This window comes from Pseudomonas imrae (assembly GCF_046352735.2).
Classification (GTDB): Bacteria; Pseudomonadota; Gammaproteobacteria; order Pseudomonadales; family Pseudomonadaceae; genus Aquipseudomonas; species Aquipseudomonas imrae.
Map to the genome: position 1 here is coordinate 2,425,474 of NZ_CP110853.2, position 24,824 is coordinate 2,450,297.

General features: G+C 59.7%; 22 protein-coding genes and 2 riboswitches. Of the genes, 14 read left to right on the forward strand and 8 right to left on the reverse strand.

Annotated elements, in window-relative coordinates:
• Positions 1-27 precede the first annotated feature (27 nt).
• From OQ460_RS10860 to OQ460_RS10870, 3 genes are read right to left on the reverse strand one after another with little or no spacing between them, the layout of a single operon-like run.
• A complete protein-coding gene (locus OQ460_RS10860) occupies positions 28-441 on the reverse strand; it encodes a cobalamin biosynthesis protein (RefSeq protein ID WP_410021795.1) in 414 nt (137 codons plus the stop codon).
• Positions 438-1,139: a CbtA family protein gene (locus OQ460_RS10865; protein WP_410021796.1), complete on the reverse strand. Its 702-nt coding sequence runs from the start codon at positions 1,137-1,139 to the stop codon at positions 438-440. The genes OQ460_RS10860 and OQ460_RS10865 overlap by 4 nt, the downstream gene beginning before the upstream one ends.
• 11 nt (positions 1,140-1,150) lie before the next feature.
• Positions 1,151-1,339: a CbtB domain-containing protein gene (locus tag OQ460_RS10870; protein ID WP_410021797.1), complete on the reverse strand. Its 189-nt coding sequence runs from the start codon at positions 1,337-1,339 to the stop codon at positions 1,151-1,153.
• 95 nt (positions 1,340-1,434) lie between these two features.
• Positions 1,435-1,660, reverse strand: a riboswitch (cobalamin riboswitch).
• Between the two features lie 42 nt (positions 1,661-1,702).
• A riboswitch (cobalamin riboswitch) is annotated at positions 1,703-1,905 on the forward strand.
• Positions 1,906-2,007: 102 nt separating this feature from the next.
• On the opposite strand from OQ460_RS10870, the gene cobW reads away from it, so the two are divergent.
• The 4 genes from cobW to OQ460_RS10890 all read left to right on the forward strand — a co-directional run bounded on the left by cobW (position 2,008) and on the right by OQ460_RS10890 (position 8,741).
• Positions 2,008-3,069 (forward strand): cobalamin biosynthesis protein CobW, encoded by a 1,062-nt coding sequence (gene cobW, locus OQ460_RS10875; RefSeq protein ID WP_410021798.1) that lies wholly within the window; start codon positions 2,008-2,010, stop codon positions 3,067-3,069.
• 3 nt (positions 3,070-3,072) lie between these two features.
• Complete coding sequence (gene cobN / locus OQ460_RS10880; protein WP_410021799.1) at positions 3,073-6,846, forward strand: cobaltochelatase subunit CobN; 3,774 nt, start codon at positions 3,073-3,075, stop codon at positions 6,844-6,846.
• 234 nt (positions 6,847-7,080) lie between these two features.
• Positions 7,081-8,085, forward strand: a complete 1,005-nt coding sequence (locus tag OQ460_RS10885; protein ID WP_410021800.1) for an ATP-binding protein — start codon at positions 7,081-7,083, stop codon at positions 8,083-8,085.
• Positions 8,086-8,138: 53 nt separating this feature from the next.
• A complete protein-coding gene (locus tag OQ460_RS10890) occupies positions 8,139-8,741 on the forward strand; it encodes a vWA domain-containing protein (RefSeq protein WP_410021801.1) in 603 nt (200 codons plus the stop codon).
• Between the two features lie 117 nt (positions 8,742-8,858).
• Here the strand turns inward: OQ460_RS10890 and OQ460_RS10895 are convergent, their stop codons facing one another.
• A complete protein-coding gene (locus tag OQ460_RS10895) occupies positions 8,859-9,806 on the reverse strand; it encodes a DUF1853 family protein (protein ID WP_410021802.1) in 948 nt (315 codons plus the stop codon).
• Positions 9,807-9,961: 155 nt separating this feature from the next.
• Between OQ460_RS10895 and OQ460_RS10900 the strand changes: the two genes are divergently transcribed.
• The 10 genes from OQ460_RS10900 (at position 9,962) to OQ460_RS10945 (ending at position 19,542) form a co-directional block, all read left to right on the forward strand.
• Positions 9,962-10,852: an NAD(+) kinase gene (locus OQ460_RS10900; protein ID WP_003217892.1), complete on the forward strand. Its 891-nt coding sequence runs from the start codon at positions 9,962-9,964 to the stop codon at positions 10,850-10,852.
• Positions 10,852-11,823 (forward strand): metallophosphoesterase, encoded by a 972-nt coding sequence (locus OQ460_RS10905; protein ID WP_410021803.1) that lies wholly within the window; start codon positions 10,852-10,854, stop codon positions 11,821-11,823. The genes OQ460_RS10900 and OQ460_RS10905 overlap by 1 nt, the downstream gene beginning before the upstream one ends.
• Positions 11,820-12,689 carry a rhomboid family intramembrane serine protease gene (locus OQ460_RS10910; protein WP_410021804.1) on the forward strand — a complete coding sequence of 290 codons (870 nt, stop codon included), beginning with the start codon at positions 11,820-11,822 and terminating at the stop codon, positions 12,687-12,689. The genes OQ460_RS10905 and OQ460_RS10910 overlap by 4 nt, the downstream gene beginning before the upstream one ends.
• A gap of 30 nt (positions 12,690-12,719) precedes the next feature.
• The gene (locus tag OQ460_RS10915) at positions 12,720-12,980 is read left to right on the forward strand and encodes a YeaC family protein (protein ID WP_029291449.1); all 261 of its coding nucleotides are present in this window, start codon (positions 12,720-12,722) and stop codon (positions 12,978-12,980) included.
• The gene (locus tag OQ460_RS10920) at positions 12,977-13,807 is read left to right on the forward strand and encodes a DUF2797 domain-containing protein (protein ID WP_410021805.1); all 831 of its coding nucleotides are present in this window, start codon (positions 12,977-12,979) and stop codon (positions 13,805-13,807) included. Before OQ460_RS10915 ends, OQ460_RS10920 begins: the two co-directional genes overlap by 4 nt.
• A 13-nt stretch (positions 13,808-13,820) precedes the next feature.
• The gene (gene pepN, locus OQ460_RS10925) at positions 13,821-16,478 is read left to right on the forward strand and encodes an aminopeptidase N (RefSeq protein WP_410021806.1); all 2,658 of its coding nucleotides are present in this window, start codon (positions 13,821-13,823) and stop codon (positions 16,476-16,478) included.
• A gap of 162 nt (positions 16,479-16,640) precedes the next feature.
• Complete coding sequence (locus OQ460_RS10930) at positions 16,641-17,357, forward strand: helix-turn-helix transcriptional regulator (RefSeq protein WP_410021807.1); 717 nt, start codon at positions 16,641-16,643, stop codon at positions 17,355-17,357.
• Between the two features lie 52 nt (positions 17,358-17,409).
• Complete coding sequence (locus OQ460_RS10935) at positions 17,410-17,751, forward strand: nuclear transport factor 2 family protein (protein ID WP_410021808.1); 342 nt, start codon at positions 17,410-17,412, stop codon at positions 17,749-17,751.
• Positions 17,752-17,794: 43 nt separating this feature from the next.
• Positions 17,795-18,904, forward strand: a complete 1,110-nt coding sequence (zapE, locus tag OQ460_RS10940) for a cell division protein ZapE (protein ID WP_410021809.1) — start codon at positions 17,795-17,797, stop codon at positions 18,902-18,904.
• Between the two features lie 146 nt (positions 18,905-19,050).
• On the forward strand, positions 19,051-19,542 hold the full coding sequence (locus OQ460_RS10945) for a GNAT family N-acetyltransferase (RefSeq protein WP_410021810.1): 492 nt from the start codon (positions 19,051-19,053) through the stop codon (positions 19,540-19,542).
• 182 nt (positions 19,543-19,724) lie between these two features.
• Here the strand turns inward: OQ460_RS10945 and OQ460_RS10950 are convergent, their stop codons facing one another.
• From OQ460_RS10950 to OQ460_RS10965, 4 genes are all read right to left on the reverse strand, one after another.
• Positions 19,725-19,943, reverse strand: a complete 219-nt coding sequence (locus OQ460_RS10950) for a hypothetical protein (RefSeq protein ID WP_410021811.1) — start codon at positions 19,941-19,943, stop codon at positions 19,725-19,727.
• 154 nt (positions 19,944-20,097) lie between these two features.
• On the reverse strand, positions 20,098-22,347 hold the full coding sequence (locus OQ460_RS10955; protein WP_410021812.1) for a TonB-dependent siderophore receptor: 2,250 nt from the start codon (positions 22,345-22,347) through the stop codon (positions 20,098-20,100).
• Between the two features lie 156 nt (positions 22,348-22,503).
• Positions 22,504-24,243, reverse strand: a complete 1,740-nt coding sequence (locus OQ460_RS10960) for a phosphoethanolamine transferase CptA (protein ID WP_410021813.1) — start codon at positions 24,241-24,243, stop codon at positions 22,504-22,506.
• A gap of 150 nt (positions 24,244-24,393) precedes the next feature.
• A complete protein-coding gene (locus OQ460_RS10965; RefSeq protein ID WP_410021978.1) occupies positions 24,394-24,552 on the reverse strand; it encodes a DUF6026 family protein in 159 nt (52 codons plus the stop codon).
• Between the last annotated feature and the right edge of the window lie 272 nt (positions 24,553-24,824).

Sequence of the window (24,824 nt, forward strand, 5' to 3'; positions counted from 1 at the left end):
ATGATCAAGGAAGGGATTATCGGGCGTTCAGCTGGCACACGCCAAGGCAAAGGTTGCCTGTGAGTTTTTTTGCCGGGTGATCAGCAGCCGAGCAGGGCTCTGGGACAAGTGTTCGGCCAGGGCCAGGGCAGCACTTTCTGCGACCCCGTAGCAGCCGGTATGGGCAAATGCGAGTGCCGACCGGTGGCTCAAGCGGGGTTCGTAAGCGGCCAGTTGTTCGGCGCTGAAGAACTGCAAGGGCAGTTGCAGAGCGTTGGCCAGTGCAAGCAGCCCCGGCTCATTACGCTTGTGATCGATGCTGGCAAGCGCGGTGATACGCCAGGGATCTATACCCCCGGCAACCAAGGCTGCGTGAAACAGTGCGAGCATCGTGTCGGCCGCGCAGTCGCGTTGGCAACCCAGGCCGACCACCAGGGTCGGCACCGTGTTGTCCGTTGTCATACCGAATACTGGTCGTCGCGGTTGCGTCGAAACAGCCAGGCGCTGATCAGCCCCAGGGCCAGCCAGAACACCACGTTGGTCAGCTGCGATGCGATCTTGAACTGGGTCTCCAGGGCTTCGGGAGCCAGCATCGAATGCACCAGTGGTTGCGGTGCACCAATTACATGGGGGACTGCCAGAATCGCCACACCAAGGAGTTTCAGCAGCCAATTGCGACCAAACACGATCAGCGCGATACCGGCGGCAGTAGACGCCGCAGTGCTGATCCACCAGATTTGCCGTTGCGCCAGGTCCGCAGCAGCCGTGCCGGGCAACTCTGGCGGCAGGCCCAGGGTCGGTGCCAACACAAACGTGGCGTAGCCGGCCAGGCCCCAGAGCAGGCCCTGGGCCGTACGGGTCGGCGCGCGCAGGGTGTAGAGGCCGGCGAGCATCAGTGCAAAGCCCACGGCGACCACCAGATTGCCGCCGGTGGTGGACAGCACGCGTTGCCAGCCGTCTTCCGGGGCCCAGGCTTCGGCGTCGTGGCTGTGGGCGCCAGCGTCTGCGGCGTGCTCATGCATCTCGGTGGTGGCCGGGGCGCTCTCGAAGGATTCCGCCTGGATTATCAGCGGGGCGACCCACAAGCTTTGTAGCAAAGTCAGCAACAACGCGGCCAGCAGGCCGGTAAAACCGGCAGTTTGAGCGATTCGCTTAATCATGTCGGCAGGTCTCAATGGCACGGGAAGGCAGCGCTGTGGCGCGTATCGTGGGCAGCGTTATGAACGGCCTCGATATGGGAGAACCCGGCGAAGTACACCAGGCACACACCGAGGATCGACGCACCAATGGCGGCGCTCAGGCGTTGGCTCAAGGTGGTGCTGCTGCTGGCGGTGTGCGAGGTGCTGCTGGTGATCGACATGGCGCGTCCCTTTCGAGTGACAGGGTGAAACGAGCGCATGCAAACCCCGCGAGCAGGGCACGCAGGGTTCAGAACAGCGCCCGCCCACCGCGGGTTTGTTATTGGAATGATCGGGCCGGTCTCCGGGCTTGCGAGGGGGCTCTTGAAAGAGTTATCCCGACAAGCGTCACCTTCCCATGCCGCTGGCACAGTGGATCTGACGCTTCACTCGCTTACCGTTGCGGGGGCAGCACCGGACTGGTCGCGGGCTTTGAAAAAAGCCCAGGATTTACCGGTTTCCCGTTTCACCCTGTGAAGGGCACCCGAAACAAGATGTGTAGGAGAGCATGGTCCAGTGACGGTAGTCAAATTGACCGAGCCCCTGTAGCCTTGCACCTTCGAGGTTCTTCGGCCCAGGTCGAAGCTAAGAAGGGAACGCGGTCAATGCCGCGGCTGCCCCCGCAACTGTAAAGGGTTTTTCTGACTGCCACGCCACTGCCAAAAAACGGCGGGAAGGCGCAGTCAGCGCCGGTTCAAAGGCCGGCAAGCCCCAAGCCAGGAGACCTGCCTCGCAACTGATTTTCCATTTCAACCGGGCGGGGTGATCCGGTGACGAAATCTGCCCTTGCGCCGCGCCGCAGGGCCAGTCGTCCCGTACGCCCGCCCTTAAGGGCATTTAAGGGCATTCGATGAAAACACTGGCCAAACTCCCCGTTACCATCGTCACCGGTTTCCTCGGTTCGGGCAAAACCACCTTGCTGCGCCACATGCTGGATAATGCGCAAGGCCGCCGCATCGCGGTCATCGTCAATGAATTCGGCGAACTGGGCATCGACGGCGAAATCCTCAAGCAGTGCTCCATCGGCTGTACCGAAGAGGAGGCCAGCGGTCGGGTCTACGAGTTGGCCAATGGCTGCCTGTGTTGCACCGTCCAGGAAGAGTTCTTTCCGGTCATGCGTGAATTGGTGGCACGACGTGGCGACCTCGACCATATCCTGATCGAAACCTCGGGCCTGGCCCTGCCAAAACCTCTGGTCCAGGCTTTCCAATGGCCTGAGATTCGCAGCGCCTGCACGGTTGACGCGGTGATCACCGTGGTTGACAGCCCGGCAGTCGCCGCTGGCACTTTTGCGGCGTTCCCGGATCAGGTCGATGCCCAGCGCAAGCTGGACCCGAACCTGGACCATGAGTCGCCACTGCACGAGTTGTTTGCCGACCAATTGGCCAGCGCAGATCTGGTGATTCTCAACAAAACCGATTTGATCAGCCCCGAGGACCTGGCCCAGGTGCGCCTGGAAGTGGCGCAAGAGCTGCCGCCAGCGGTAAAAGTCATCGAAGCCAGTAGCGGTCGGCTGCCCCTGGATGTCTTGATCGGCCTTGGCGCCGGTTCTGAAGAACATATCGACGCCCGCCACAGCCATCACGATAGTCATCACGAAGGTGAAGAAGATCATGATCACGACGCCTTCGACTCGATTTCCATCGACTTGCCCCAGGCCGACGAAGCCTTGCTGCTCGATGCCCTGACGCAATTGGTGGTGCAACACGGCATCCTGCGTGTCAAAGGTTTCGCCGCGATCCCCGGCAAACCGATGCGCCTGCTGATCCAGGGGGTTGGCACGCGTTTCGACAAGCATTTCGACCGCGCCTGGAGTGCCGATGAAGCGCGTATCACGCGCCTGGTGCTGATCGGTCAGGAGCTGGATGCTGCGGGTCTCGAAGCGCAACTGCGCGCTGCCCTAAGCGTCTGACCCATGCACCTGCTCAGGACCCAGCCCGGCGGCTTCGTTGCCGATGACAACATCGCCGACCTTGGGCAAACCCCTGCCGACCTGGTGATCCTGTGCAGCGGCGACTCGAGCCTGGCGCTGCTGGCCGAAGCCGCACGGCAGTTGCCCGAGGACTACCCGAGCCTGCGCCTGGCCAACCCGATGCAGGTGCAGAACCATGCCTCCGTTGACCTGTATTTCGATGAGGTGCTGCGGCACGCCAAGGTGATCCTGATTTCGTTGCATGGCGGCATCGGCTATTGGCGCTATGGCATTCAGCGCTTGGCAGAGTTGGCAGAGCAGGGCGTGCAACTGATTCTGGTGCCCGGAGATGATCGGCCCGACCCGGAACTCAGCAGCCTGAGTACCGTCGGCATTGAGACCCGTGATCGCTTGTGGCAGTTCTTGCGCCAGGGTGGCCTGGGTAACGCGTTGAATTTCTACAATTGCCTGGCAACTGGCCAATTGGGTCGCGATTATCCCTGGAGCGAGCCGCAATCCCTGCCGCGAACGGCGATTTATCATCCGCACACAGCCCATGCCGAACTCACCGATTGGCAAGCAGTCTGGCAACCTGGCCGGCCAGTCGCTGCGGTGCTGTTCTACCGCTCGCATTTGCAGGCAGCCAATACCGGTTTTATCGATGTGTTTTGCCAGCGCCTGCAGGCTGCGGGGCTTAATCCATTGCCAATCGCCGTGGCCAGCCTGAAAGAGCCCGGCTGCCTTGCAGTGGTGGAGGACACGCTGGATGAGGCTGGTGCCGCGGTAATCCTCAATACCACCGGTTTTGCCCAGTCCAGCCCCGAAGCCCCGCACTTGCGCCCGTTTCGCCGCAATGTTCCAGTGATTCAGGCGATTTGCGCCCAGGACAACCAACCCGGTTGGCAAGCCAGCGAGCAAGGTCTTGGGCCCCGTGACCTGGCGATGCACATCGCCTTGCCGGAGCTGGATGGGCGCATCATCAGTCGGCCCATCAGCTTCAAGGACCTTGCCTGGCGCAGCGAGCGCAGCCAGTCCGACGTGGTGTGCTACCGGGCAGCGCCGGAACGCATGGACTTTGTTGCCGAGCTGGCGCGGCGCTGGGTTGAACTGGCACAGGTGCCGAATGGGCAAAAACGCATTGCGCTGATTCTTGCCAACTACCCGACCCGTGACGGTCGCATTGGCAACGGTGTAGGCCTGGATACCCCGGCCGCTGCCTTGAATATCCTGTGTGCGATGCGAGCCCAAGGGTATCCGCTGCCCGAGACATTGCCGGAAAGCGGCACGGCGTTGATTCATGCGCTGTTGGGTGGCGTGACCAATGATCCAGACAGCCTGGACCTGCGCCCTTGCCATCAAAGCCTGGCACTGGCTGACTACGAGACCCTGCTCAATCGGTTGCCCGAAGCCAATCGCCATGCTGTGTCGGAACGCTGGGGGGCGCCCGATCAGGACCCGATGTTCCGCGACGGCCGCTTGATGATTGCCGGTCTGCGCCTTGGCCTGACCTTTGTCGGGATCCAGCCGGCACGTGGGTATCAGGTGGACGCCAGTGCGGTGTATCACGACCCGGACCTGGTGCCTCCTCACGCCTACCTGGCGTTCTACTTCTGGTTGCGCCAGACCTACGGTGCCCATGCAGTAATTCATGTCGGTAAGCACGGCAATCTGGAGTGGTTGCCGGGCAAGGGCGTTGGTCTCTCCGAGAACTGCTGGCCGGATGCGTTGCTCGGCCCATTGCCCAATATCTATCCGTTTATCGTCAATGATCCAGGCGAAGGCGCCCAGGCCAAGCGCCGTACCCAAGCAGTGATTATCGATCACCTGATGCCGCCCCTGACCCGCGCAGAAACCTACGGGCCGTTGCGCGACCTGGAACTGTTGGCTGACGAGTACTACGAAGCGCAGTTGCTCGACCCACGACGCGCCAGGGAGCTGCAAAAAAATATTCTGCAACTGGTACGCGAAACCCGTATCGACCAGGAGTTGATGCTGGACGCGGGCCTCAATAGCGATGCCGACGCGGCCATCTGGCTGCCGCGCCTGGACACCTACCTTTGCGATTTGAAGGAATCGCAGATCCGCGATGGCTTGCATGTCTTTGGCGAGTCCCCAGCAGGTCGACTGCGCATCGACACCTTGCTGGCGCTGCTGCGCATTCCTCGTGGTGATGGCCGTGGTCCTCAAGCCAGTCTGTTACGGGTGTTGGCCAAGGCCTTCGGGTTGGGATTCGACCCGCTGGATTGCGCGTTGTCCGAACCCTGGACCGGGCGTCGCCCCGAGGCGTTGCAGAGCATTGACTCCCAACTATGGCGCACGGCTGGCGACACCCGCGAGCGCCTGGAGCTGTACGCCGCGCGCTTGATAGAGAGCAGCCTGGAAGGCGCCGTCGAGCAGCTCGACGAGCCCGGCTGGCAAGACGTCAAGGCCATGATCGAAAACTTGCGATGCGTTGTCGCGCCTCGTCTGGACGCTTGCGGTCAGGCAGAAATGCACGGTTTGCTGGATGCGCTGGCTGGGTGCTTTGTACCGGCCGGCCCCAGTGGCGCGCCAAGCCGTGGTCGCCTGGATGTGTTACCTACCGGGCGTAACTTTTTCTCGGTGGACGTGCGCAACCTGCCGACCACTACCGCCTGGCGCATTGGCTTCCAATCGGCAAGCCTGATCCTGGAGCGGCACCTGCAAGACCACGGCGACCACCTGCGTCAACTGGGTTTGTCGGTGTGGGGCACGGCCACCATGCGTACCGGCGGTGATGACATCGCCCAGGCCATGGCGTTGATGGGGGTGCGTCCGGTGTGGGCCACTGGCAGTCAGCGTGTGGATGACTTCGAGATCCTGCCGCTGAGTCTTCTGGACCGCCCACGGGTAGATGTCACCTTGAGGGTGTCGGGTTTCTTTCGCGATGCGTTTGCCAACCTCATTCGTTTGTTCGATGCGGCAGTACAGGCAGTGGCGGCATTGGACGAGCCGGATGAGATGAATCCGCTGGCGGCCAAGGTGCGCAGCGAGCGCGAGGCCTTGCGCCTGTCCGGAGTGGATGACGAGATAGCGGCGAAGCAGGCGGGCTGGCGGATTTTCGGGGCCAAGCCCGGCGCTTATGGCGCTGGTGTGCAGGGCGCGATCGATGGGCGCCTGTGGCAAAGTCGCGAGGATCTGGCGCAGGTCTACCTGAACTGGGGCGCCTACGCCTATGGCGGCGCCGACGAAGGCACCGCCGCGCGCGAACAGTTCACCCAGCGCTTGAGCCAGGTGCAAGCGGTGTTGCAGAACCAGGACAATCGTGAGCACGACCTGCTCGACTCCAATGACTACTATCAATTCCAGGGCGGCATGCTCGCCGCCGTGGAAACCCTGAGCGGCACACAGGTCGCCAGTTACCATGGCGATCATAGCCAGCCCGATTTGCCGAAGATTCGTACGCTCAAGGAAGAGTTGAACCGAGTGATCCGCTCCCGGGCGGCCAACCCCAAGTGGATTGAAGGGGTCAAGCGCCATGGCTATAAAGGTGCGTTCGAGATGGCGGCGACGGTGGACAATCTGTTTGCATTCGATGCCACAACCGCGCTGATCGACGATCATCAATATGCGTTGCTGGCCGATGCCTATCTACTGGACCCCGACACCCGCGCGTTTGTGCAGCAGCACAATCCCGATGCTTTGCGCGATATGACTGAACGGATGTTGGAGGCCCAGCAACGGGGTATGTGGCAGGAGCCGGGGGCGTATCGCGAGGCATTGGAGAATCTGTTGTTGGATATAGAGGAGGAGGGTTGAGACTTCGAATCATCCCCTCTCTTCTTTGGGGCGGTCCATCTGCCTCGCCACAAAAAAGCAACCCACTGAGACTAGTGCCGCTCAGCTAAGCAGCGGAACCTGTGGGAGCGGGCTTGTTCGCGAAGACGGTGTAACAGCCAACATTGATATTGCCTGGCACACCGCTTTCGCGAGCAAGCCCGCTCCCACAGGTGTTTCACCTAACTGACTGGCATTACCGACTGAGACCCAGCAATGAACGACACACCTCATTTTCCACTGTCTGCCGTAGTGGGCGCCGACGACCTGAAGCTGGCCCTGTGCCTCACGGCCATTGACCCGAAGATCGGTGGCGTGTTGATCGAAGGCCCGCGGGGCATGGCCAAATCAACATTGGCCCGGGGCCTGGCGGATCTGCTGGCCAGCGGACAGTTTGTCACCTTGCCGCTGGGCGCCACCGAAGAGCGCCTGGTAGGCACGCTGGATCTTGACGCGGCGCTGGCCGAAGGTCGCGCGCAGTTTTCCCCCGGTGTACTGGCCAAGGCTGATGGCGGCGTGCTGTACGTCGATGAAGTCAATCTGTTGCCCGATCACCTGGTGGACCTGTTGCTGGACGTGGCCGCCAGCGGCACCAATCTGATCGAGCGCGACGGTATATCCCACCGACACTCGGCGCGTTTCGTGCTGATTGGCACGATGAACCCCGAAGAGGGCGAGTTACGCCCGCAGTTGCTTGATCGCTTTGGTTTCAACGTGGCCTTGAGCGGCCGGACCTTGCCCACCGAGCGTGGGCAAATTATCCGTAGGCGGTTGGATTTCGACAGCGATGCACATGGCTTCTGCGCGCAATGGGCGGCTCAACAGGCAGCGCTGCGCGAGCGTTGTACCCAGGCTCGCGCAGTGCTGGAAAGCATTGCGCTGGATGATCAGGCGTTGGCGCAGATTACCGAACGTTGTTTCGCCGCTGGCGTCGATGGGTTGCGGGCGGATTTGGTCTGGCTGCGCGGCGCGCGTGCTCATGCTGCGTGGCGCGGTGCGACAGCGATAACCGCAGAGGATATCGACGCGGTAGCGGAATTTGCCTTGCGTCACCGACGCCATGAGCAATCCTCCCCCGCGATCCCGCCGGCAACAGGGCAGTCGGCGCCACCTGTAAACCGGGCGCAAGAGCAAGATCAAGGCCAGTGGGGTGAAATGCCGGCACCTGCGTTACCGATGGGCGCCCGGCGAGAGGTGCCCAACTGGCCAAAAAAGCCCTAGGCATTCGTCCTCGACCTGACACGGGGGCGGATGCCCGGCCCAAGGCGGGCCGATTGGACAAGGGCAGGCAGGGACGGGCGCGTAGCACTCCCGAAGGTTCGATCAACTGGCCAGGCACCTTGCTGGGCGGGCGTCCGCAACGCCGGGATGACCTGATATATCGACTGCGTTGCCGTTCGGTCCATGAGCTATGGTTGGTGATTGTCGATGCCTCGGCGTCTACCCGCCGTCATCAGGCATTGAGCGATGCCAAGGGTTTGCTGGCGCAGGTGTTTGACGATGCCTATCGCCAGCGCGCGCGGATGGCGCTGTTGACGGTCAGCGGGCACGCGCCCAAATGGCAGGTGCAGGGATTGAAGGCGGCCAAAGGTTTGGCGGAGTGGCTGGACGGGCTGGGCGCTGGTGGTGGCACTCCGTTGCTGGCGGCATTGGCTGAGGCCGCGAACTGGCTGGTAGCACGGCGTAAACGCTATCCGGCGGAGCAGCAACGGTTGCTGGTGGTGACCGATGGTCGTCTGAAGAATATTTGCCGATTGCCACAGTTGGATTGTCCTGGGTTGTTGGTGGATATCGAGCGTGGGGCCATCAAGCTCGGCAAGGGGAAGGCACTTGCGCAAGGGCTGCAAATCGACTACCGGCATATCGACACGCTGTAGGAGCGAGCTTGCTCGCGAAGATCGTCAACGATGACGCAGGAAGTCTGGCACACCGAGGCGAGCCGGGCGTTTTCGCGAGCAACGGCTGGGCGCCCCCTCGCTCCTAAATGTTCGGGTTCAACCCGCTCCCGGTACATTCGGCCATAGGTCCGCTACCAGGAACAGTCGCTCAGCTTCCTCCCAGTCTTCACCCTCCGGAACCAGGCGCACCAACAACTGCGCTGGTGCCATCGGATCAAGCTCCGCCAGCCACCCGCGCATCCGCTCATCACTCCATACCTCATCCGCCGGGTAATGCGCCGGGGCCAGCCAGGCATGCCGGGGCAGGGGTTGCCAGCGACCTGGTGGGCGATCTCTGGCAAAGTTCGGCCAATCACGCTGATGCAACCAACACCCGCGCAAATGCTGCGGATGGGCGCCAAGCGGCGGCTCGGTGTGACCGGGCCAGGGATACAGCAAGTACCCACCCAGCCAGAGCTGCGCATCGAACTGCTGGATATCCAGCGCCGCCAACACTTCACGGCTTTCCGGGCGGGCGGAAATCGGCAACTGGTGCCGGGTCAGATGGGCGAGCTTGCGGTCCAGGCGATCATGGCACCCCGGGCCCAGCCACCGGGCGGGGTCCAGGCCTCCACCATCCTGGGGGCCGAGGTAGAGTTTGATCGCCAGTTCCAGATGATGCACGCCGTCACGATCGCGTAACAGCAAGTCCAGTTCACCCAGGGTGTGGCGGTCCTGGCGGATAGGCAGGTTGGCCGCCAGCAACACGACACCCGGTGCATGCTGCACCGCAAATTGCCACAAGCGCTCGTAATACAGGCCTAAACGCCGGGTCCGTGCCTGGCTCAACCACTGCAGCAAGACGTGACTGTCGTGGTCCAGTTGCCTGAGCCAGTGCTCCAGTTGATCGGGCGCCCGGGCCCAGTCAGTGCCCGCCAGCGGATGACGCTGCGGCCAGGGCGTTTGCGCAAGCATCGGCGGGGCAATGATCACCCACGCCAGATCGCGCACCTCGGGGTGGCGCAACTGGCGGGGCAGGTGCTGCAAGTCAGGGAACAAAGTCATGCTGCGAGCATAGCCGTTTACGCGGAATCGCGTGATGGCCTGCGGCATTGATAACCGTTGTCGTCTGGGCCTCTGGGGCACAAAGGATTTTGTCTAATGCCGGCTTTCGCCCATAATCGTTCTTTTTGCCAGACCCCAAACCCCGCAGGAGCCCCATGGAGCAATTTCGCAATATCGGCATCATCGGTCGCCTGGGCAGTACCCAGGTGCTGGACACCGTCCGCCGGCTGAAAAAGTTTCTGCTCGAGCGCCACCTGCATGTGATCCTCGAAGACACCATTGCCGAGATTCTGCCGGGCCACGGCCTGCAGACCTCGTCGCGCAAGATGCTCGGTGAAGTGTGCGATATGGTCATAGTGGTGGGGGGGGACGGCAGCCTGCTGGGCGCGGCCCGTGCCCTGGCGCGTCACAACGTTCCGGTGCTGGGGATCAACCGGGGCAGCCTGGGTTTTCTCACGGATATCCGCCCGGATGAGCTGGAAGTCGAAGTGGCCAAGGTCCTTGATGGCCATTACCTGGTGGAAAACCGCTTCCTGTTGCAGGCCGAAGTGCGTCGCCACGGTGAAGCCATCGGCCAGGGGGATGCCCTCAACGATGTGGTGCTGCACCCTGGCAAGTCGACGCGGATGATCGAGTTCGAACTGTATATCGACGGCCAGTTCGTCTGCAGCCAGAAGGCCGACGGCCTGATCGTCGCCACGCCTACAGGCTCGACGGCGTACGCGTTGTCGGCGGGCGGCCCGATCATGCATCCCAAGCTCGACGCCATTGTGATCGTGCCGATGTATCCCCATATGTTGTCCAGCAGGCCCATCGTGGTTGACGGCAACAGTGAACTGAAAATCGTGGTGTCCAAAGACATGCAGATCTACCCGCAAGTCTCCTGTGACGGGCAGAACCACTTCACCTGCGCTCCCGGTGACACCATCACGGTGAGTAAAAAAGCGCAGAAGCTGCGGCTGATCCATCCGCTGGACCACAACTACTACGAAGTGTGCCGAACCAAGCTGGGCTGGGGCAGCCGCTTGGGGGGTGGAGGCGACTGATGCTCGATCCCGCGCGTAGCTACGACCTGATTGGTGACGTGCATGGTTGTGCTCATACCCTTGAGCACTTGCTCGACCAAATGGGCTACCACAAGCAAGGCGGCACCTGGCGCCACCCTTCACGAATGGCGGTGTTCCTCGGCGATATTATCGACCGCGGCCCGCGTATCCGCGAGGCGCTGCATATCGTCCATGACATGGCCGAAGCCGGCCAGGCGCTGTGCATTATGGGCAACCATGAGTTCAATGCCCTCGGCTGGACCACGCCTGCGCCGCCGGGCAGCGGCAAGCAGTTTGTGCGCGAGCACACCCCGCGTCACGCGCGACTGATCCAGGAAACCCTGACGCAGTTCGAACACCATCCGGGCGATTGGCAAGACTTTCTTGGCTGGTTCTACGGCATGCCGCTGTTTGTCGATGCCGGGCGTTTTCGCGTGGTGCATGCGTGTTGGGACGACAGTTTCATCGAACCTTTGCGCACGACGTTCACCGATGGCTGCATCGATCGGCACTTCCTGCAAGCCGCCGCTGTGCCGGGCAGTTTTGCCTGCAATGCGTTTGATCGTTTGCTGCGAGGCACAGACATGCGCCTGCCGGATGGCTTGACGCTGACTGGTGGTGACGGCCTGACGCGTTCATTCTTTCGCACCAAGTTTTGGGAAGACGACCCGAAAACCTACGGTGATATCGTCTTCCAGCCTGACGCCTTGCCCGACCCGGTGGCGCGCACGCCCTTGTCGTCCAGCGAAAAGAACTCCCTGCTGCGTTACGGCGTCGATGAACCCTTGTTGTTTGTCGGGCACTACTGGCGCAGCGGCAAACCGGCGCCGATCCGCCCGAACCTGGCTTGCCTTGATTACAGCGCGGTGCTGTACGGCAAGCTGGTTGCCTATCGCCTGGATCAGGAAACCCGCCTCGACCCAGGCAAGTTCGTCTGGGTGGATGTCGAGCGCCCGGAGGTCATCACATGAGTACCGTAGCTGTATTGCGTTTGCCACTGAATGTGGATCTCGGCGGCTTTGTCAAACTCCTGCAGCGCATGCAGGTGCCCCATCGCGTCAGTGAAGAAGCGGGCGAGCAGGTATTGTGGGTTCCCGACGCCATCAGCGATGACGTGCGTACGTTATATCAACGTTTCCCCGCCGGAGACCCGGACCAGCAGTTGGACATCCCCCAGGAACAGGTCCCTAAGCGCCCCGGTTTTGTCCAGCAACTGCGGCACAGCCCTTTGACTGCCGGGGTCTTGCTGTTGAGCCTGATCGTCGGTGCGGTAACGATGCTGGGCGACAACCTGCAAACCATGAGTTGGTTGACGTTCTTGCAGTTCCGCGTCGCTGGCGAATACCTGTATTTCACGCCGTTGGCCGACAGCCTGGCAGCCGGGCAGTGGTGGCGCCTGGTCACACCGATGCTGATTCACTTCGGCATCCTGCACCTGGCGATGAATGGCATGTGGTACTGGGAACTGGGGCGACGTATCGAGTCGCGCCAGGGCAGTATCAATCTGCTTGGCCTGACACTGCTGTTCAGTCTGGCTTCCAACTATGCGCAATACACGTTCGGCGGCCCCGGTCTGTTTGGCGGTTTGTCCGGTGTGTTGTATGGCCTTCTGGGGCATTGCTGGATCTACCAGATGCTGGCCCCAAACCCGGCGTATCGTTTGCCCCGTGGGGTACTGGTGATGATGCTGGTATGGCTGTTGCTTTGCCTGTCGGGGCTGGTCTCGATGATCGGCTTCGGCGAAATCGCCAACGCGGCCCATGTCGGCGGCTTGGTGGTCGGTTGCGTTACCGGTTTGCTGGGCGGGCTGTACGGCCGGCGCAAACGGGCTTCTTGAATATTACCTATTAGGTTAAGGAAGAGTCTTATGTCCTCTTTTGCTGAAATGATTGAAAACATCACGCCGGATATTTACCAGAGCCTCAAGCTCGCCGTGGAAATCGGCAAATGGTCCGACGGGCGCAAGCTCACCGCCGAGCAGCGCGAACTGTCCCTGCAAGCGATGATCGCGTGGGAACTGCAGAACCTGCCCGAAGACCAGCGTACGGGTTACATGGGCCCCCAGGAGTGCCAATCGAAGTCGACTCCTGTGGAAAACATCCTGTTCAAGTCGGATGCCATCCATTGATTGAGATTGGCCGTGGTGCAGTCAGCAAGATGTCGGCGCAACTGGGTTCGCCGACCGTGCAATATGCTTTTCGCCTGGGTGATACCGAGGTGCCGGTCAATCCGCTGATCGGTACGACCGTGCGCCTGGAGTACCTGGGGGCAATCCACTGCACCCATTGCGGACGCAAGACCAAGACCAGTTTCAGCCAGGGTTATTGCTACCCGTGCATGACCAAGCTGGCCCAGTGCGACCTGTGCATCATGAGCCCCGAGCGCTGCCATTTCGATGCGGGCACCTGTCGCGACCCGGCCTGGGGTGAAACGTTCTGCATGACCGATCATGTGGTGTACCTGGCCAACTCCTCGGGGATCAAGGTCGGCATCACCCGTGCCACCCAGTTACCGACCCGCTGGCTGGATCAGGGCGCGAGCCAGGCCTTGCCGATCATGCGCGTAGCCACCCGCCAGCAGTCAGGTTTTGTCGAGGATGTGTTGCGCAGCCAGGTGGCCGACAAAACCAACTGGCGTGCGCTGCTCAAGGGTGACGCGCAGGCCGTGGACCTCAAGCAGGTGCGCGACGAATTGTTCGCCTCCTGCGCCGACGGCTTGCTGCAATTACAGGAACGCTTTGGCCTACAGGCCATCCAAGCGGTAACGGACATCGAACCGCTCGAAATCCGCTATCCGGTGGAGCAATATCCGGCCAAGATTGTCAGCTTCAACCTAGACAAGAACCCGATTGCCGAAGGCACGCTGCTGGGGATCAAGGGCCAATACCTGATCTTCGACACTGGCGTTATCAACATTCGTAAATACACGGCTTACCAGCTCGCCGTGCATCAGTAGAAGGATTCGACGCATGCGCACCGAACAACCGAAGATGATTTACCTGAAGGACTATCAGGCCCCCGAGTACCTGATCGACGAGACGCACCTGACCTTCGAGTTGTTCGAGGACCACAGCCTGGTCCACGCGCAGCTGGTAATGCGCCGCAATCCCGAGCGTGGCACCGGCCTGCCTCCGCTGGTACTGGACGGCCAGCAGTTGGAGTTGCTGTCCGTCAGCCTGGGCGACCAGGAACTGACGAGCAGCGACTACCAACTGACCGCTAGCCAACTGACCTTGCAGCCAACCAGCGCCAGTTTTACCCTGGATACCAGCGTCAAGATCCATCCAGAAACCAACACCGCCCTGGAAGGCCTGTACAAATCCGGCAGCATGTTCTGTACCCAGTGCGAGGCCGAAGGCTTTCGCAAGATCACCTATTACCTGGACCGCCCGGACGTGATGAGCACGTTCACCACCACGGTTATCGCCGAGCAGCATAGCTACCCGGTGCTGCTGTCCAACGGCAACCCGATTGCCAGCGGGCCTGGCGAAGACGGCCGGCACTGGGCGACCTGGGAGGACCCGTTCAAGAAACCGGCCTACCTGTTTGCCCTGGTAGCCGGTGACTTGTGGTGCGTTGAAGACACCTTCACCACCATGACTCAGCGCACCGTGGCTTTGCGCATCTACGTCGAGCCGGAAAATATCGACAAGTGCCAGCACGCCATGAACAGCCTGAAAAAGTCCATGCGCTGGGATGAAGAAGTCTATGGTCGCGAGTACGACCTGGACATCTTCATGATCGTTGCGGTCAATGACTTCAACATGGGGGCGATGGAGAACAAGGGCCTTAATATCTTCAACTCCAGCGCCGTGCTGGCCCGGGCCGAAACCGCTACCGACGCCGCGCACCAGCGGGTCGAAGCCATCGTCGCTCACGAGTACTTTCATAACTGGTCGGGCAATCGCGTGACCTGCCGCGACTGGTTCCAGTTGTCGCTCAAGGAAGGTTTCACGGTGTTCCGTGACTCGGGTTTTTCTGCTGACATGAACTCGGCCACTGTCAAGCGCATCCAGGATGTGGCCTACCTGCGTACCCACCAGTTCGCCGAAGACGCCGGTCCGATGGCCCACGCAGTGCGCCCGGACAGCTTTATCGAGATTTCCAACTTCTACACCCTGACCGTGTACGAAAAGGGTTCGGAAGTCGTTGGCATGATCCACACCTTGCTCGGCGCCGAAGGTTTCCGCAAAGGCAGCGACCTGTACTTTGAGCGCCACGACGGCCAGGCCGTGACCTGTGACGACTTTATCAAGGCCATGGAAGACGCCAACGGCGCCGACCTGACGCAATTCAAGCGCTGGTATAGCCAGGCCGGCACGCCACGCCTGGCGGTAAGCGAGTCCTACGACGCTGCGGCAAAGACCTACAGCCTCACCTTCAGCCAGAGCTGCCCGCAAACTCCGGACAAGCTGGAAAAGCTGCCGTTCGTGATTCCGGTCGAACTTGGCCTGCTGGACAGCAAAGGCAGCGACATGCCGCTGCGTCTGGCTGGCGAAGCAACGGCGGTGGGTACGTCGCGCGTCCTGTCGGTGACCGAGGCCGAACAGACGTTTACCTTTGTCGATATTGCCGAGCAGCCAATGCCTTCGCTGCTGCGTGGCTTCTCGGCGCCGGTGAAACTGAGCTTTCCCTACAGCCGCGACCAGTTGATGTTCCTGATGCAGCACGACAGCGATGGTTTCAATCGCTGGGAGGCGGGTCAGCAACTGTCGGTGCAGGTATTGCAGGAACTGATCGCCCAGTATCAGCAGAATAAGACCTTGGTGCTGGACCAACGCTTGATCACGGCATTGCGCAGTGTATTGAGTGACGAAAGCCTGGATCAGGCCATGGTTGCGGAAATGCTGTCGCTGCCGGGCGAGGCCTATCTGGCAGAGATCAGCGAAGTGGCCGATGTCGACGCCATCCACACCGCCCGCGAGTTTGCACGCAAGCAATTGGCCGACAACCTGTTCGAAGGCCTCTGGCTGCGTTACCAGGCCAATCGCGACCTGTCGCGCGACACACCGTACGTGGCAAGCGCCGAGCATTTCGCGCGCCGCGCCTTGCAGAACATCGCGCTGTCTTACCTGATGCTCAGCGGCAAACCTGAGGTGCTGGCCGCGACCCTCGAACAGTTCGATGCCTGCGACAACATGACCGAGCGCCTGACAGCGCTGGCAGTGCTGGTCAATTCGCCGTTCGAAGAGCAAAAGGCCAAGGCGCTGGCGGTGTTCGCCGAGAACTTCAAGGACAACCCGTTGGTGATGGACCAGTGGTTCAGTGTCCAGGCCGGCAGTGTGTTGCCGGGCGGGCTTGAGCGCGTCAAGGCACTGATGCAACACCCGGCCTTCACCCTCAAGAACCCGAACAAGGTACGTGCGCTGATCGGTGCGTTTGCCGGGCAGAACCTGATCAACTTCCACGCCGCCGATGGCTCGGGCTATCGTTTCCTGGCGGATCTGGTGATCGAACTCAATGCTCTCAATCCGCAGATCGCATCGCGACAGTTGGCCCCGCTGACCCGCTGGCGCAAGTACGACAGCGCCCGTCAGGCATTGATGAGGGCCGAATTGGAGCGCATCCGTGGTTCGGGTGAGCTGTCCAGCGATGTGTTTGAAGTGGTCAGCAAAAGCCTGGCGTAATGGCTCGGGCGGCGGTTTGCCTGCAACAGGCAAGCCGCCGCTGCTGAACTTGATCATGAACGCGTGTCTGCGCTCGGCTGCACACAGCGTCGGGCTCCTGACACTTTCTGACACTACCCTCTGATAAGCTGCGAAACTTCCCACCGTTCAAGCGTGATGAATGTGTCGCGAACCACTCGTCTACTGACCTTGTTGCAAGTTTTGCGGGGTAAGAAACGCCCGGTAACCGCTGCCGTGCTTGCAGCAGAACTGGAAGTTTCCGAACGCACGCTCTATCGGGATATCGCTGAGCTGTCGGCGTTGGGAGCCCCGATCCATGGTGAGGCCGGGATCGGTTATGTGTTACGCAGTGGGCTGTTTCTGCCGCCGTTAATGCTCAACGCCGACGAAACTGAAGCCATAGTGTTGGGCTTGCGTTACGTCGATCAACGGGGCGATGAGGTCTTGAACCAGGCCGCTGCTAGTGCGTTGGCAAAAATCGCCGCAGTGCTTGATCCCAGCGCCCGAGATGCCTTGCACAACCCGACATTGCTGCCAGGGCCGGCGGGTTACGGATACCCACGCAATACGGTGCCACTCAATGTGTTTCGCCTGGCGATTCGTAGCCAGGCCAAGCTGCATATCGATTACTCGGATGTTACTCAAACGCCCAGCCAACGTCTGATCTGGCCATTGGCCCTAGGCTTTCTCAATGAAGCGAGAGTGATTGTGGCGTGGTGCGAGTTGCGCGGCGCCTATCGGACCTTTCGCACCGACCGGATCGCCGCCGCCAGGGAACAGGGAGAGCGCTATCCAGGACGGCGCAGTGATTGGTTGCGCGAATGGCGCACATTGATGGAACAGAATGAATCCGCGCTGTTCACTCCTGACAAGAACTGACACGGCACTGTTTTAGGATGGCTCCAGAAATTACTAACAAGGAGTTATCACCATGCCCAAACCCACCTCTCAGTTGGCCCCGTCCATTGCGACTTATATCGCGGCGGCCAATGCTGGCGATGTATCGGTGGTGGTTGATTGTTTTGCCGAAGAAGCCAATGTCTTCGATGAGGGCCAGCATCAAGTCGGCAGGGCGGCGATAGCCCGCTGGATGGAAGATACTGGGCGTCGATACCAGCCGAAGGTCCAGGTACTGGACGTCCAGCAGCGCACCGGAAAGGTGTTGGTGAACAACCTGGTCAGCGGCAGTTTTCCCGGAAGCCCGCTGGAGCTGCGCTATACATTCCGTCTCAATGAGCTAGGCCAGATAGTGCGCCTGGATATTTCCCTATAGCAGTTTATCTGTGGCGTGGGGCGATCATGGCATACTGCCCGGCATGACTTTCGACTCGCCACTCGCCGCATACCAATTTGCCCTCACTGATCATGGTTTCGTTGCCGACGATGCGCAGCTTCAGGCGGTGCAAGCCTTGCAGGATTGTCACCAGGCTTTGCACCAAGGAGGCGTGAATGTCTGCGGGGTTTATCTGTGGGGGCCGGTGGGCCGTGGCAAGACCTGGCTGATGGATCAGTTCCACCAAAGCCTGCGAGTACCTGCGCGGCGTCAGCATTTCCATCATTTCATGGGCTGGGTGCATCAGCGCTCGTTCCAATTGACCGGCACTGCGGACCCGCTGCAGGCCCTTGCACGTGAGTTGAGTCAAGAGCTGCGCGTACTGTGTTTCGACGAGCTGTTCGTCAATGACATCGGTGACGCAATCATTCTGGGGCGCTTGTTTCAGGTGATGTTCGAGGAAGGGGTGGTGATGGTCTGCACCTCTAACCAACCGCCGGACCAGTTGTATGGCGACGGCTTCAATCGCGAACGGTTCTTGCCAGCTCTCCAAGCGCTCAAGGCGCATATGCAGGTGGTCGCTGTCGATGGCGGGGAAGATCATCGCTTGCATCCTGGGTTGGCGCAGCAGCGCTACTGGGTCGATCAGCCTGGCGCACTGGCGCAGGTGTTTGAGCAATTGAGCCAGGGGCAACCCTGTAGTGATGTCCCCATCGCTGTTGGCTCCCGCGTCATAGTGGTCGTCAAAGCCTGCGAGACGGTATTGTGGTGTCGCTACGCCGACTTGTGTGAGCAAGCGCTGTCGGCGATGGATTTCATGCGACTGTGCGATCGCTACACCGCCATTGTGTTGGGAGACGTACCCAACCTGAGCGCGCAGAAACGCCCTGGACGAATTGCCCGTGGTACCGAGGATGGGGCCCTGCGGGTGGAAGCGGGGGACCGTGAGCTACCGGAGTTATCCATCCATGACGATAGTGTGCGGCGTTTCATTGCCTTGGTCGACGAATGCTACGACCGTAAAGTGCCGCTGTTCATCGAGGCGCGGGTGCCCTTGACCGCGCTTTACACCGAAGGTTACCTGGACTTCGCATTTCGCCGTACGCTCAGCCGTTTGCAGGAGATGCAGTTGCAGCGCTTCGGTCAGTCATGACTGTTGGGTCCGTTCGCGTGTGCCGTGCCTGATGCTGTTTTCCTTCAGCAAGATGTAGTTAATCTCCTTCATCTAAAGCCTGCGCCGCGCTTACAATCGGGGGCCCGGGGGAGGCAATCCCCACACAGCTGTTATCGAGGAAGGAAATGGAAGCCGCAGAAATATTGGTGCTGCAAGCTAGCTACAGCAACCCGGTACATGCCGAGGCCGTTGGCCTGGTGCTTAACCATTACGCACAGGATCCAATGGGCGGTGGCCAGGGCTTGCCAGCGGACCTCCTGCAACAATTACCTGCTGAATTGGCCAAGCGGCCCCACGCTTTCAGTGTTCTGGCCTTTGTCGGCGGTGAGCCGGCCGGGTTGGTGAATTGCTTCGAAGGTTTCTCGACCTTTGCCTGTCGCCCATTGGTCAATGTCCACGATGTGGCGGTCATGGATAAGTTTCGTGGCTTGGGGCTGAGTCAGAAAATGCTGCAGAAAGTCGAAGAAATCGCTCGCCAGCGTGGGTGCTGCAAGATCACCCTGGAAGTATTGGAGGGCAACGCGGCAGCCCAGGGGGCTTACCGCAAGTTCGGTTTTGACGATGCGGTCTTTGATACTGCCCATGGCCGTATGTTGTTCTGGAGTAAACCGCTTTAACTCTCAAGGATTAACAGCGCGCCGTTGGCACTAACAATGCGTCGTGATCTGTTACTTGTAATAATTTGAAGCAAGTTTAATCCTGACGGATTAATTTCCAGATATAAAAAAGGCGCCCGATAGCGGGCGCCAAGTAGACCTTCGCCATCAGAGCGGAATGGCGCAGGGTAGTACGAATTGCGTTAGCTCGAACCCTGGCTATCGCTCGCGGGTTCAGCGGTGTCGGCATCCGCCGGCTTGGCGTCGCTAGCGGCGGTCTGTTCGGTACTGCCGTGGGTTTTTTCCTGGATGAAGCTGAAGTTGTTGTAATACTCCTTCACACGCTCCGCGCCGCCCTCGGCGAAAGCAGCAGCAGAGGTCAGGCTCATCACAGCAGCAAGCATCAATGTCGATAATTTCATTGCGTGTATTTCCAGTAAATGTGATCGGTATCTGTACCGTCCTTGATCAGATTTATGGGAAGAGTCTGTAGGAATTTTATTAAGTGGGAGTTAACGCCTGCGAGTCCAAAGTTAACGGGGTTGTTAACTTTGGATTGATGCTGCGCAGATTGAATTAAAGCTTCCAATCCAGGGCGAGGGTGACCGAACGTGGGTCACCCCAATAAACGCCATTATAAAAGCCTACGCGCTCGTAATACTTTTTATCGAAAAGGTTATTGACGTTCAGCGACGCAGAAAGGTGCTGGTCAAACTGGTAGCGGGACATCACATTCACTACGGTGTACGCCTGCTGGCTGATCCTGGCGCTCTCGGTGACAAGGTTGCCGTCGTTATCTCGCGCTCCTCCCCCGACAGGGCGGTTAGTGAACTCATAGAAATCACTCTGCCAGTTGACCGCACCGCCTACGGTCAGGGCACGCCATTCGCCGGGCAGCTTATAGGCTGTTGATACACGCAGCAGGTTCATCGGCTCATCGGTACGGTTGCGTTGTTTGTTGCCATTGAGCGAATGGGTATAGGTGTAGCCGGCGGTGAGGTTCCAGTCCGGTAGGATTTCGCCCGACATCTCTACTTCAAAGCCGTTGACCTTGTTGCCCTTGCCGCCGGACTTGTAGAACTGTTCATTGGTCTTGGGATCGGGTGGGGCCAAGTCATCCAGCTCCGCCACGTTGTCCTGCTTGCTCCAGAAATAGGCTGCAGCAATATTCAGACGCTCGTCTAACAGGCTGCCCTTGACCCCCACCTCATAGTTGCTGCCCACGACTGGCTCCAGGTATTTCTTGCTGCTGTCGCGTTCAGACTGAGGTTTGAAAATGTCTGTATAGCTGGCATAGACCGTGTACTCCGGAGTCAGGTCGTACAGCAAGCCTGCGTAAGGGGTCCACATGTCATTGTGGGTCTGGCCGGTTTTACTGATGGTCTGTTTGTCAGCGCTTTTATAGCTGTAGGCCTTGCTCTGGATTTCCCAACTGCCATAGCGGCTGCCCAGCACCGCATGCAAGCGATCGGTCAGGCTCAGGCGTGTCGCCAAATAGCCGGCCTTTTGCCGGGTACTGCCTTCTTCGCTTTTCAGGCCGGTGACTGTGTCGGGAAACTTGCCGATCCCACCCATGTGTTTCCAGTCATCGATAGTGGTGTATCCCGCCGCAGTCTTGCCTCTGAGCACCAGGGGCGATGACGACTTGAGCTCGGCTTCGCCATAGCCGACCATCAGTTCATGCTCGCGTCCCAGCAAGGAATAAGAGCCCGCCAGGTTCAAATCCACCACGTCCATCTTGGTTTCGCCAATCATGTGGCTGGTCCAGGCCATCATGCCGCTGCGGTCGTCACTGGGAAATCCGGCGCCGCCGTAATACACCTTGCCGTCGGTGTCGCTTTGGCGATGGGTATACGCGGCTTTCAGGCGCCAGTCATCGGCCAGTCGGTGGTCCAGTGTGGCAAAGGCGATCTTGTCCTCAAGCGGCCACGAACTCCAGTCGGCCGCCAGGTTGGCGGAGCGGGGCAGCTTGGCCTTGCCTCCGTTGCTGTTCCAGTACGGCAGAGTGCCCCAGGAGGTGCCTTGGACATGTTTGTTCTGATAGTCGTAGCCCACGGCCAGAACGGTGTCATCTGTCAGGTCTGCTTCGAGGATGCCGTAGCCCACCTCGCGTTGCTGGGCGTAGTTGTCCCGAAATGACTTGCTGTCGCGATAGGCAATGACTGCGCGTCCACGCAGCCGTCCCTCGAATGCCAGCGGGCCGCCGACGTCCACGTAGCTGTAATAGTTATCATGGGATGCGCCGCTGACACCGGTTTTCGCCTGCCATTGGGCTGTCGGGCGTTTGCGCACCATATTGATCGTGGCCGAGGGATCACCTGCGCCGGTCGTAAGCCCGGTTGCGCCGCGCACCACTTCAATACGGTCGTAAATGATGGTGTCGGCATCGGTCTTCATGCGGCCGAACGTGTTGAGCATGCCATCGATCTGGAAGTTGTTGATGGAGTAACCACGGGCGGAATACCCGACACGGTCCGAGTCGGTGTGCTGCACGACAATGCCGGTGGTCTGGCGCATGGCTTCAGTCAGGGTATCGAGGTGAAAATCATCCATCTGTTGTCGGGTGATGACAGACACCGACTGCGGGGTTTCCTTGATCGACAGATTCAACTTGGTAGCGGTACTCATCGCTCCTGTGGTGTAGGTGCCGCTATTTTCGGTGGTGGTGCCCAGCCCCTGGGCGGTGACGCTGGTGGTGCCTAGTTCCAAGGCTTGGGCGGGTGTTTTGGGCTGTTCGGAGGCGTTTTCCGCCTGCAGATTCATGCTCAGCACAACGCTGAAAAGCCCGAGAGTCAAAGTCATGGAACGGGTAACAGGCGCGAACATCGCGGCGAACTCCTTGTCGTCAATGAAAAAATGCCATTGGCACAAAGACGAAAGGAGGAGGGGATCTTTAGCTATAAACGAGAATAATTGTTATCTTTATGATGCAAAAACCCGGGTCACAGCGCTTTGCGCGTGTGAAACCCGGGCCTGCAGGAGTTACTTGGCTACCATGTCGCCCGGGTTGATCTTGGGTTTTATCAGGCTGAAATCGATCAGGGCTTTCTGTTGGCGTTCATAAGGATTGCCAATCAGCAGGGGGCGCGGTTTGAAGCTGTCACTGACCAGGCTGCGGCGATGGTCCAGCTCGTCGAAGCTCAGGCCGGCCATGTCAGCCCAGGTGTGAATCAACTGCGAGCTGCTGTAGGGGCGCTGCAGATCGCCCTGAACGTTCCAGTTATGGGTTTCCCGCCATTTTGGCGAGGCCCACGTCATGAACGGAATGGTGTACATCGGCGCCGTCGGCTTGCCTTCATTGCGGCCCAGGGTGCTGTGGCCTGCCGAGTCAAACACGTCTTCGCCGTGGTCGGAAAGGTACATCAGGAAGCCGTTGGGGTCGTTCTTGGCGTAATCCTTGATCAGGCTCGACACCACAAAATCGTTGTAAAGCACCGCGTTGTCGTAGCTGTTATAGGTCGGCAACTGGTCGTCACGCACGCCGTCCGGCACGCCTTGGCGATCGGTGAATTTGTCGAACGTCGATGGGTAGCGATACTGGTAGCTCATGTGCGTGCCCAGCAAATGCACAACGATGAACTTGCGCTCGGCAGTGTCGGCCATGGCCTTGGAGAACGGTTCCAGCACATCACCGTCATATTGGCGGGCGTTCTGGTTGCGGTTGTTGTTCAGGTACACCTGCTCGTCAGCCTGTTCGGAAAACGTTGTCAGCATGGTGTTGCGCTTGGTCATGGTCTGCTGGTTAGTGATCCAGAAGGTCTTGTAGCCGGCTTGTTTCATCACGCTGACAATCGACGGCGTCTTGAGATAAAGGTCGGGGTTGTCTTCGTCGGCAAACGTCAGCACCTGCTGCAACGCTTCGATTGTGTAAGGCCGCGGGGTGATGACGTTATCGAACACATCCAGTTGGCTGCGTAGCTTGTCCAGCTCCGGAGTGGTATTGCGCGGGTAGCCATAGAGGCTCATGCGCTGGCGGTTGGTCGATTCACCGATCACCAGCACCAGCGTCGAGGGCTGGCCAGCGGTACTGTCCTTGAGGTTGGTCAGGGGCGGAATCTTGCTGACGTTGTCCAGCATCCCCTGCATGTTGTCCAGTTGTTCGGTGTAGCGACGGTAGGCGACGATCATCTGCCATGGAACGGCCGGCTCGATACGGGTTTCGAAGCGGTCGATGGCCAGCTCCATGGTCTCGCTTTTGGCGATTTGCTTGACCAGCGGGTAGCCGATAACTGCGACCACAATGGCTGCAGCCGCCAGCATCGCCTGGCCGCGCGGCAGGTAGACCGGGCGCAGGCGCGTCCACAGGAATATCGCCAAGGCCGTATGGGCAATGAATGCCAGGACTATCCACCAGGCAAAGTACTGGGTGGCGTATTCGCCAGCTTCAGAGATGTTCGACTCGAACATGATGAAGATGACGCTTTGGGAAAACTCCTGCTGGTAAATGAAGAAGTAGCCCAGGCTGGCCATGGAGCATGCCCACAGCACTACGCCGATCAGCCCTGCCAGCAGGCGGCTGCGCCGCGGAAACAGCAGCATTGGCGCAAGCCACAAGGCGCTCATGAAGAAAGCCTGGCGAAACCCACTGAAGCCGGAGGTGCCGGTCAGTTGGATCAGCAGTTGCGTAATCCCCGAGAAGTACCAGAAAAACAGGAACATCCAGCCGAGGCCGGCCCAATCAAATCCTTTCGCAGACTTACTGCTGCGTTTAAACATCGCCATCCAGCGTTCCCACCTGATAATTTTCCCAGAATTTGCGCATTGACTGCACGCAATCGAGGCCACCCATGCAATGGGCAGCCTTGTCGCGCGGGATTATCGGTAAGAACGTGTGAAAAGTTTGTGAGAGTTGTCGAAGATTTTGCCTGTACTTCAGCAGACCGCAGGTACTGCACCTGTTGATTGAGCAAGCTGGCCCTGCAAATGCGCACGTAGACGCATCACTTCCTGTTGCAGTTGGTCGCGTTCGTCTTTCAACTGACGCAGCTCATCACGCAGGATGGTGACGTAGAGGGTCTGTGGGCGTGTCATCTGTGCAGTGCTCATTGCTTACCTCGCAAATTGCCGGTGTGTCGCGGTGCCAGAGCGCTTGAGTCGAAGCTCTGGGCAACAGTCGGGCCAATTCTGATTTCTTTTTTGGCACAATGGAACTTTTTTATTTTTCATGGTCGCTGTGACTTTTCTTGGGTTGATGGTGAAATGATGGCCTTTTTTTGTCATGAAACTCGCGCGATTGGCGTCGGACTAATCACTCATTAGCCTCATTGCGCTATAAACTGTCGCACACTTTTTATTTGTAGTTA

Excerpts from the sequence above, each read along its gene's own strand:
- OQ460_RS10960 (WP_410021813.1), bottom strand. The coding sequence starts at position 24,243 with ATGGCGATGTTTAAACGCAGCAGTAAGTCTGCGAAAGGATTTGATTGG.
- OQ460_RS10860 (WP_410021795.1), bottom strand. The coding sequence starts at position 441 with ATGACAACGGACAACACGGTGCCGACCCTGGTGGTCGGCCTGGGTTGC.
- pepN (WP_410021806.1), top strand. The coding sequence starts at position 13,821 with ATGCGCACCGAACAACCGAAGATGATTTACCTGAAGGACTATCAGGCC.
- cobN (WP_410021799.1), top strand. The coding sequence starts at position 3,073 with ATGCACCTGCTCAGGACCCAGCCCGGCGGCTTCGTTGCCGATGACAAC.
- cobW (WP_410021798.1), top strand. The coding sequence starts at position 2,008 with ATGAAAACACTGGCCAAACTCCCCGTTACCATCGTCACCGGTTTCCTC.
- OQ460_RS10870 (WP_410021797.1), bottom strand. The coding sequence starts at position 1,339 with ATGTCGATCACCAGCAGCACCTCGCACACCGCCAGCAGCAGCACCACC.
- OQ460_RS10950 (WP_410021811.1), bottom strand. The coding sequence starts at position 19,943 with ATGAAATTATCGACATTGATGCTTGCTGCTGTGATGAGCCTGACCTCT.
- OQ460_RS10910 (WP_410021804.1), top strand. The coding sequence starts at position 11,820 with ATGAGTACCGTAGCTGTATTGCGTTTGCCACTGAATGTGGATCTCGGC.
- OQ460_RS10955 (WP_410021812.1), bottom strand. The coding sequence starts at position 22,347 with ATGTTCGCGCCTGTTACCCGTTCCATGACTTTGACTCTCGGGCTTTTC.
- zapE (WP_410021809.1), top strand. The coding sequence starts at position 17,795 with ATGACTTTCGACTCGCCACTCGCCGCATACCAATTTGCCCTCACTGAT.
- OQ460_RS10900 (WP_003217892.1), top strand. The coding sequence starts at position 9,962 with ATGGAGCAATTTCGCAATATCGGCATCATCGGTCGCCTGGGCAGTACC.
- OQ460_RS10865 (WP_410021796.1), bottom strand. The coding sequence starts at position 1,139 with ATGATTAAGCGAATCGCTCAAACTGCCGGTTTTACCGGCCTGCTGGCC.
- OQ460_RS10915 (WP_029291449.1), top strand. The coding sequence starts at position 12,720 with ATGTCCTCTTTTGCTGAAATGATTGAAAACATCACGCCGGATATTTAC.
- OQ460_RS10945 (WP_410021810.1), top strand. The coding sequence starts at position 19,051 with ATGGAAGCCGCAGAAATATTGGTGCTGCAAGCTAGCTACAGCAACCCG.
- OQ460_RS10905 (WP_410021803.1), top strand. The coding sequence starts at position 10,852 with ATGCTCGATCCCGCGCGTAGCTACGACCTGATTGGTGACGTGCATGGT.
- OQ460_RS10935 (WP_410021808.1), top strand. The coding sequence starts at position 17,410 with ATGCCCAAACCCACCTCTCAGTTGGCCCCGTCCATTGCGACTTATATC.
- OQ460_RS10965 (WP_410021978.1), bottom strand. The coding sequence starts at position 24,552 with ATGACACGCCCACAGACCCTCTACGTCACCATCCTGCGTGATGAGCTG.
- OQ460_RS10885 (WP_410021800.1), top strand. The coding sequence starts at position 7,081 with ATGAACGACACACCTCATTTTCCACTGTCTGCCGTAGTGGGCGCCGAC.
- OQ460_RS10895 (WP_410021802.1), bottom strand. The coding sequence starts at position 9,806 with ATGACTTTGTTCCCTGACTTGCAGCACCTGCCCCGCCAGTTGCGCCAC.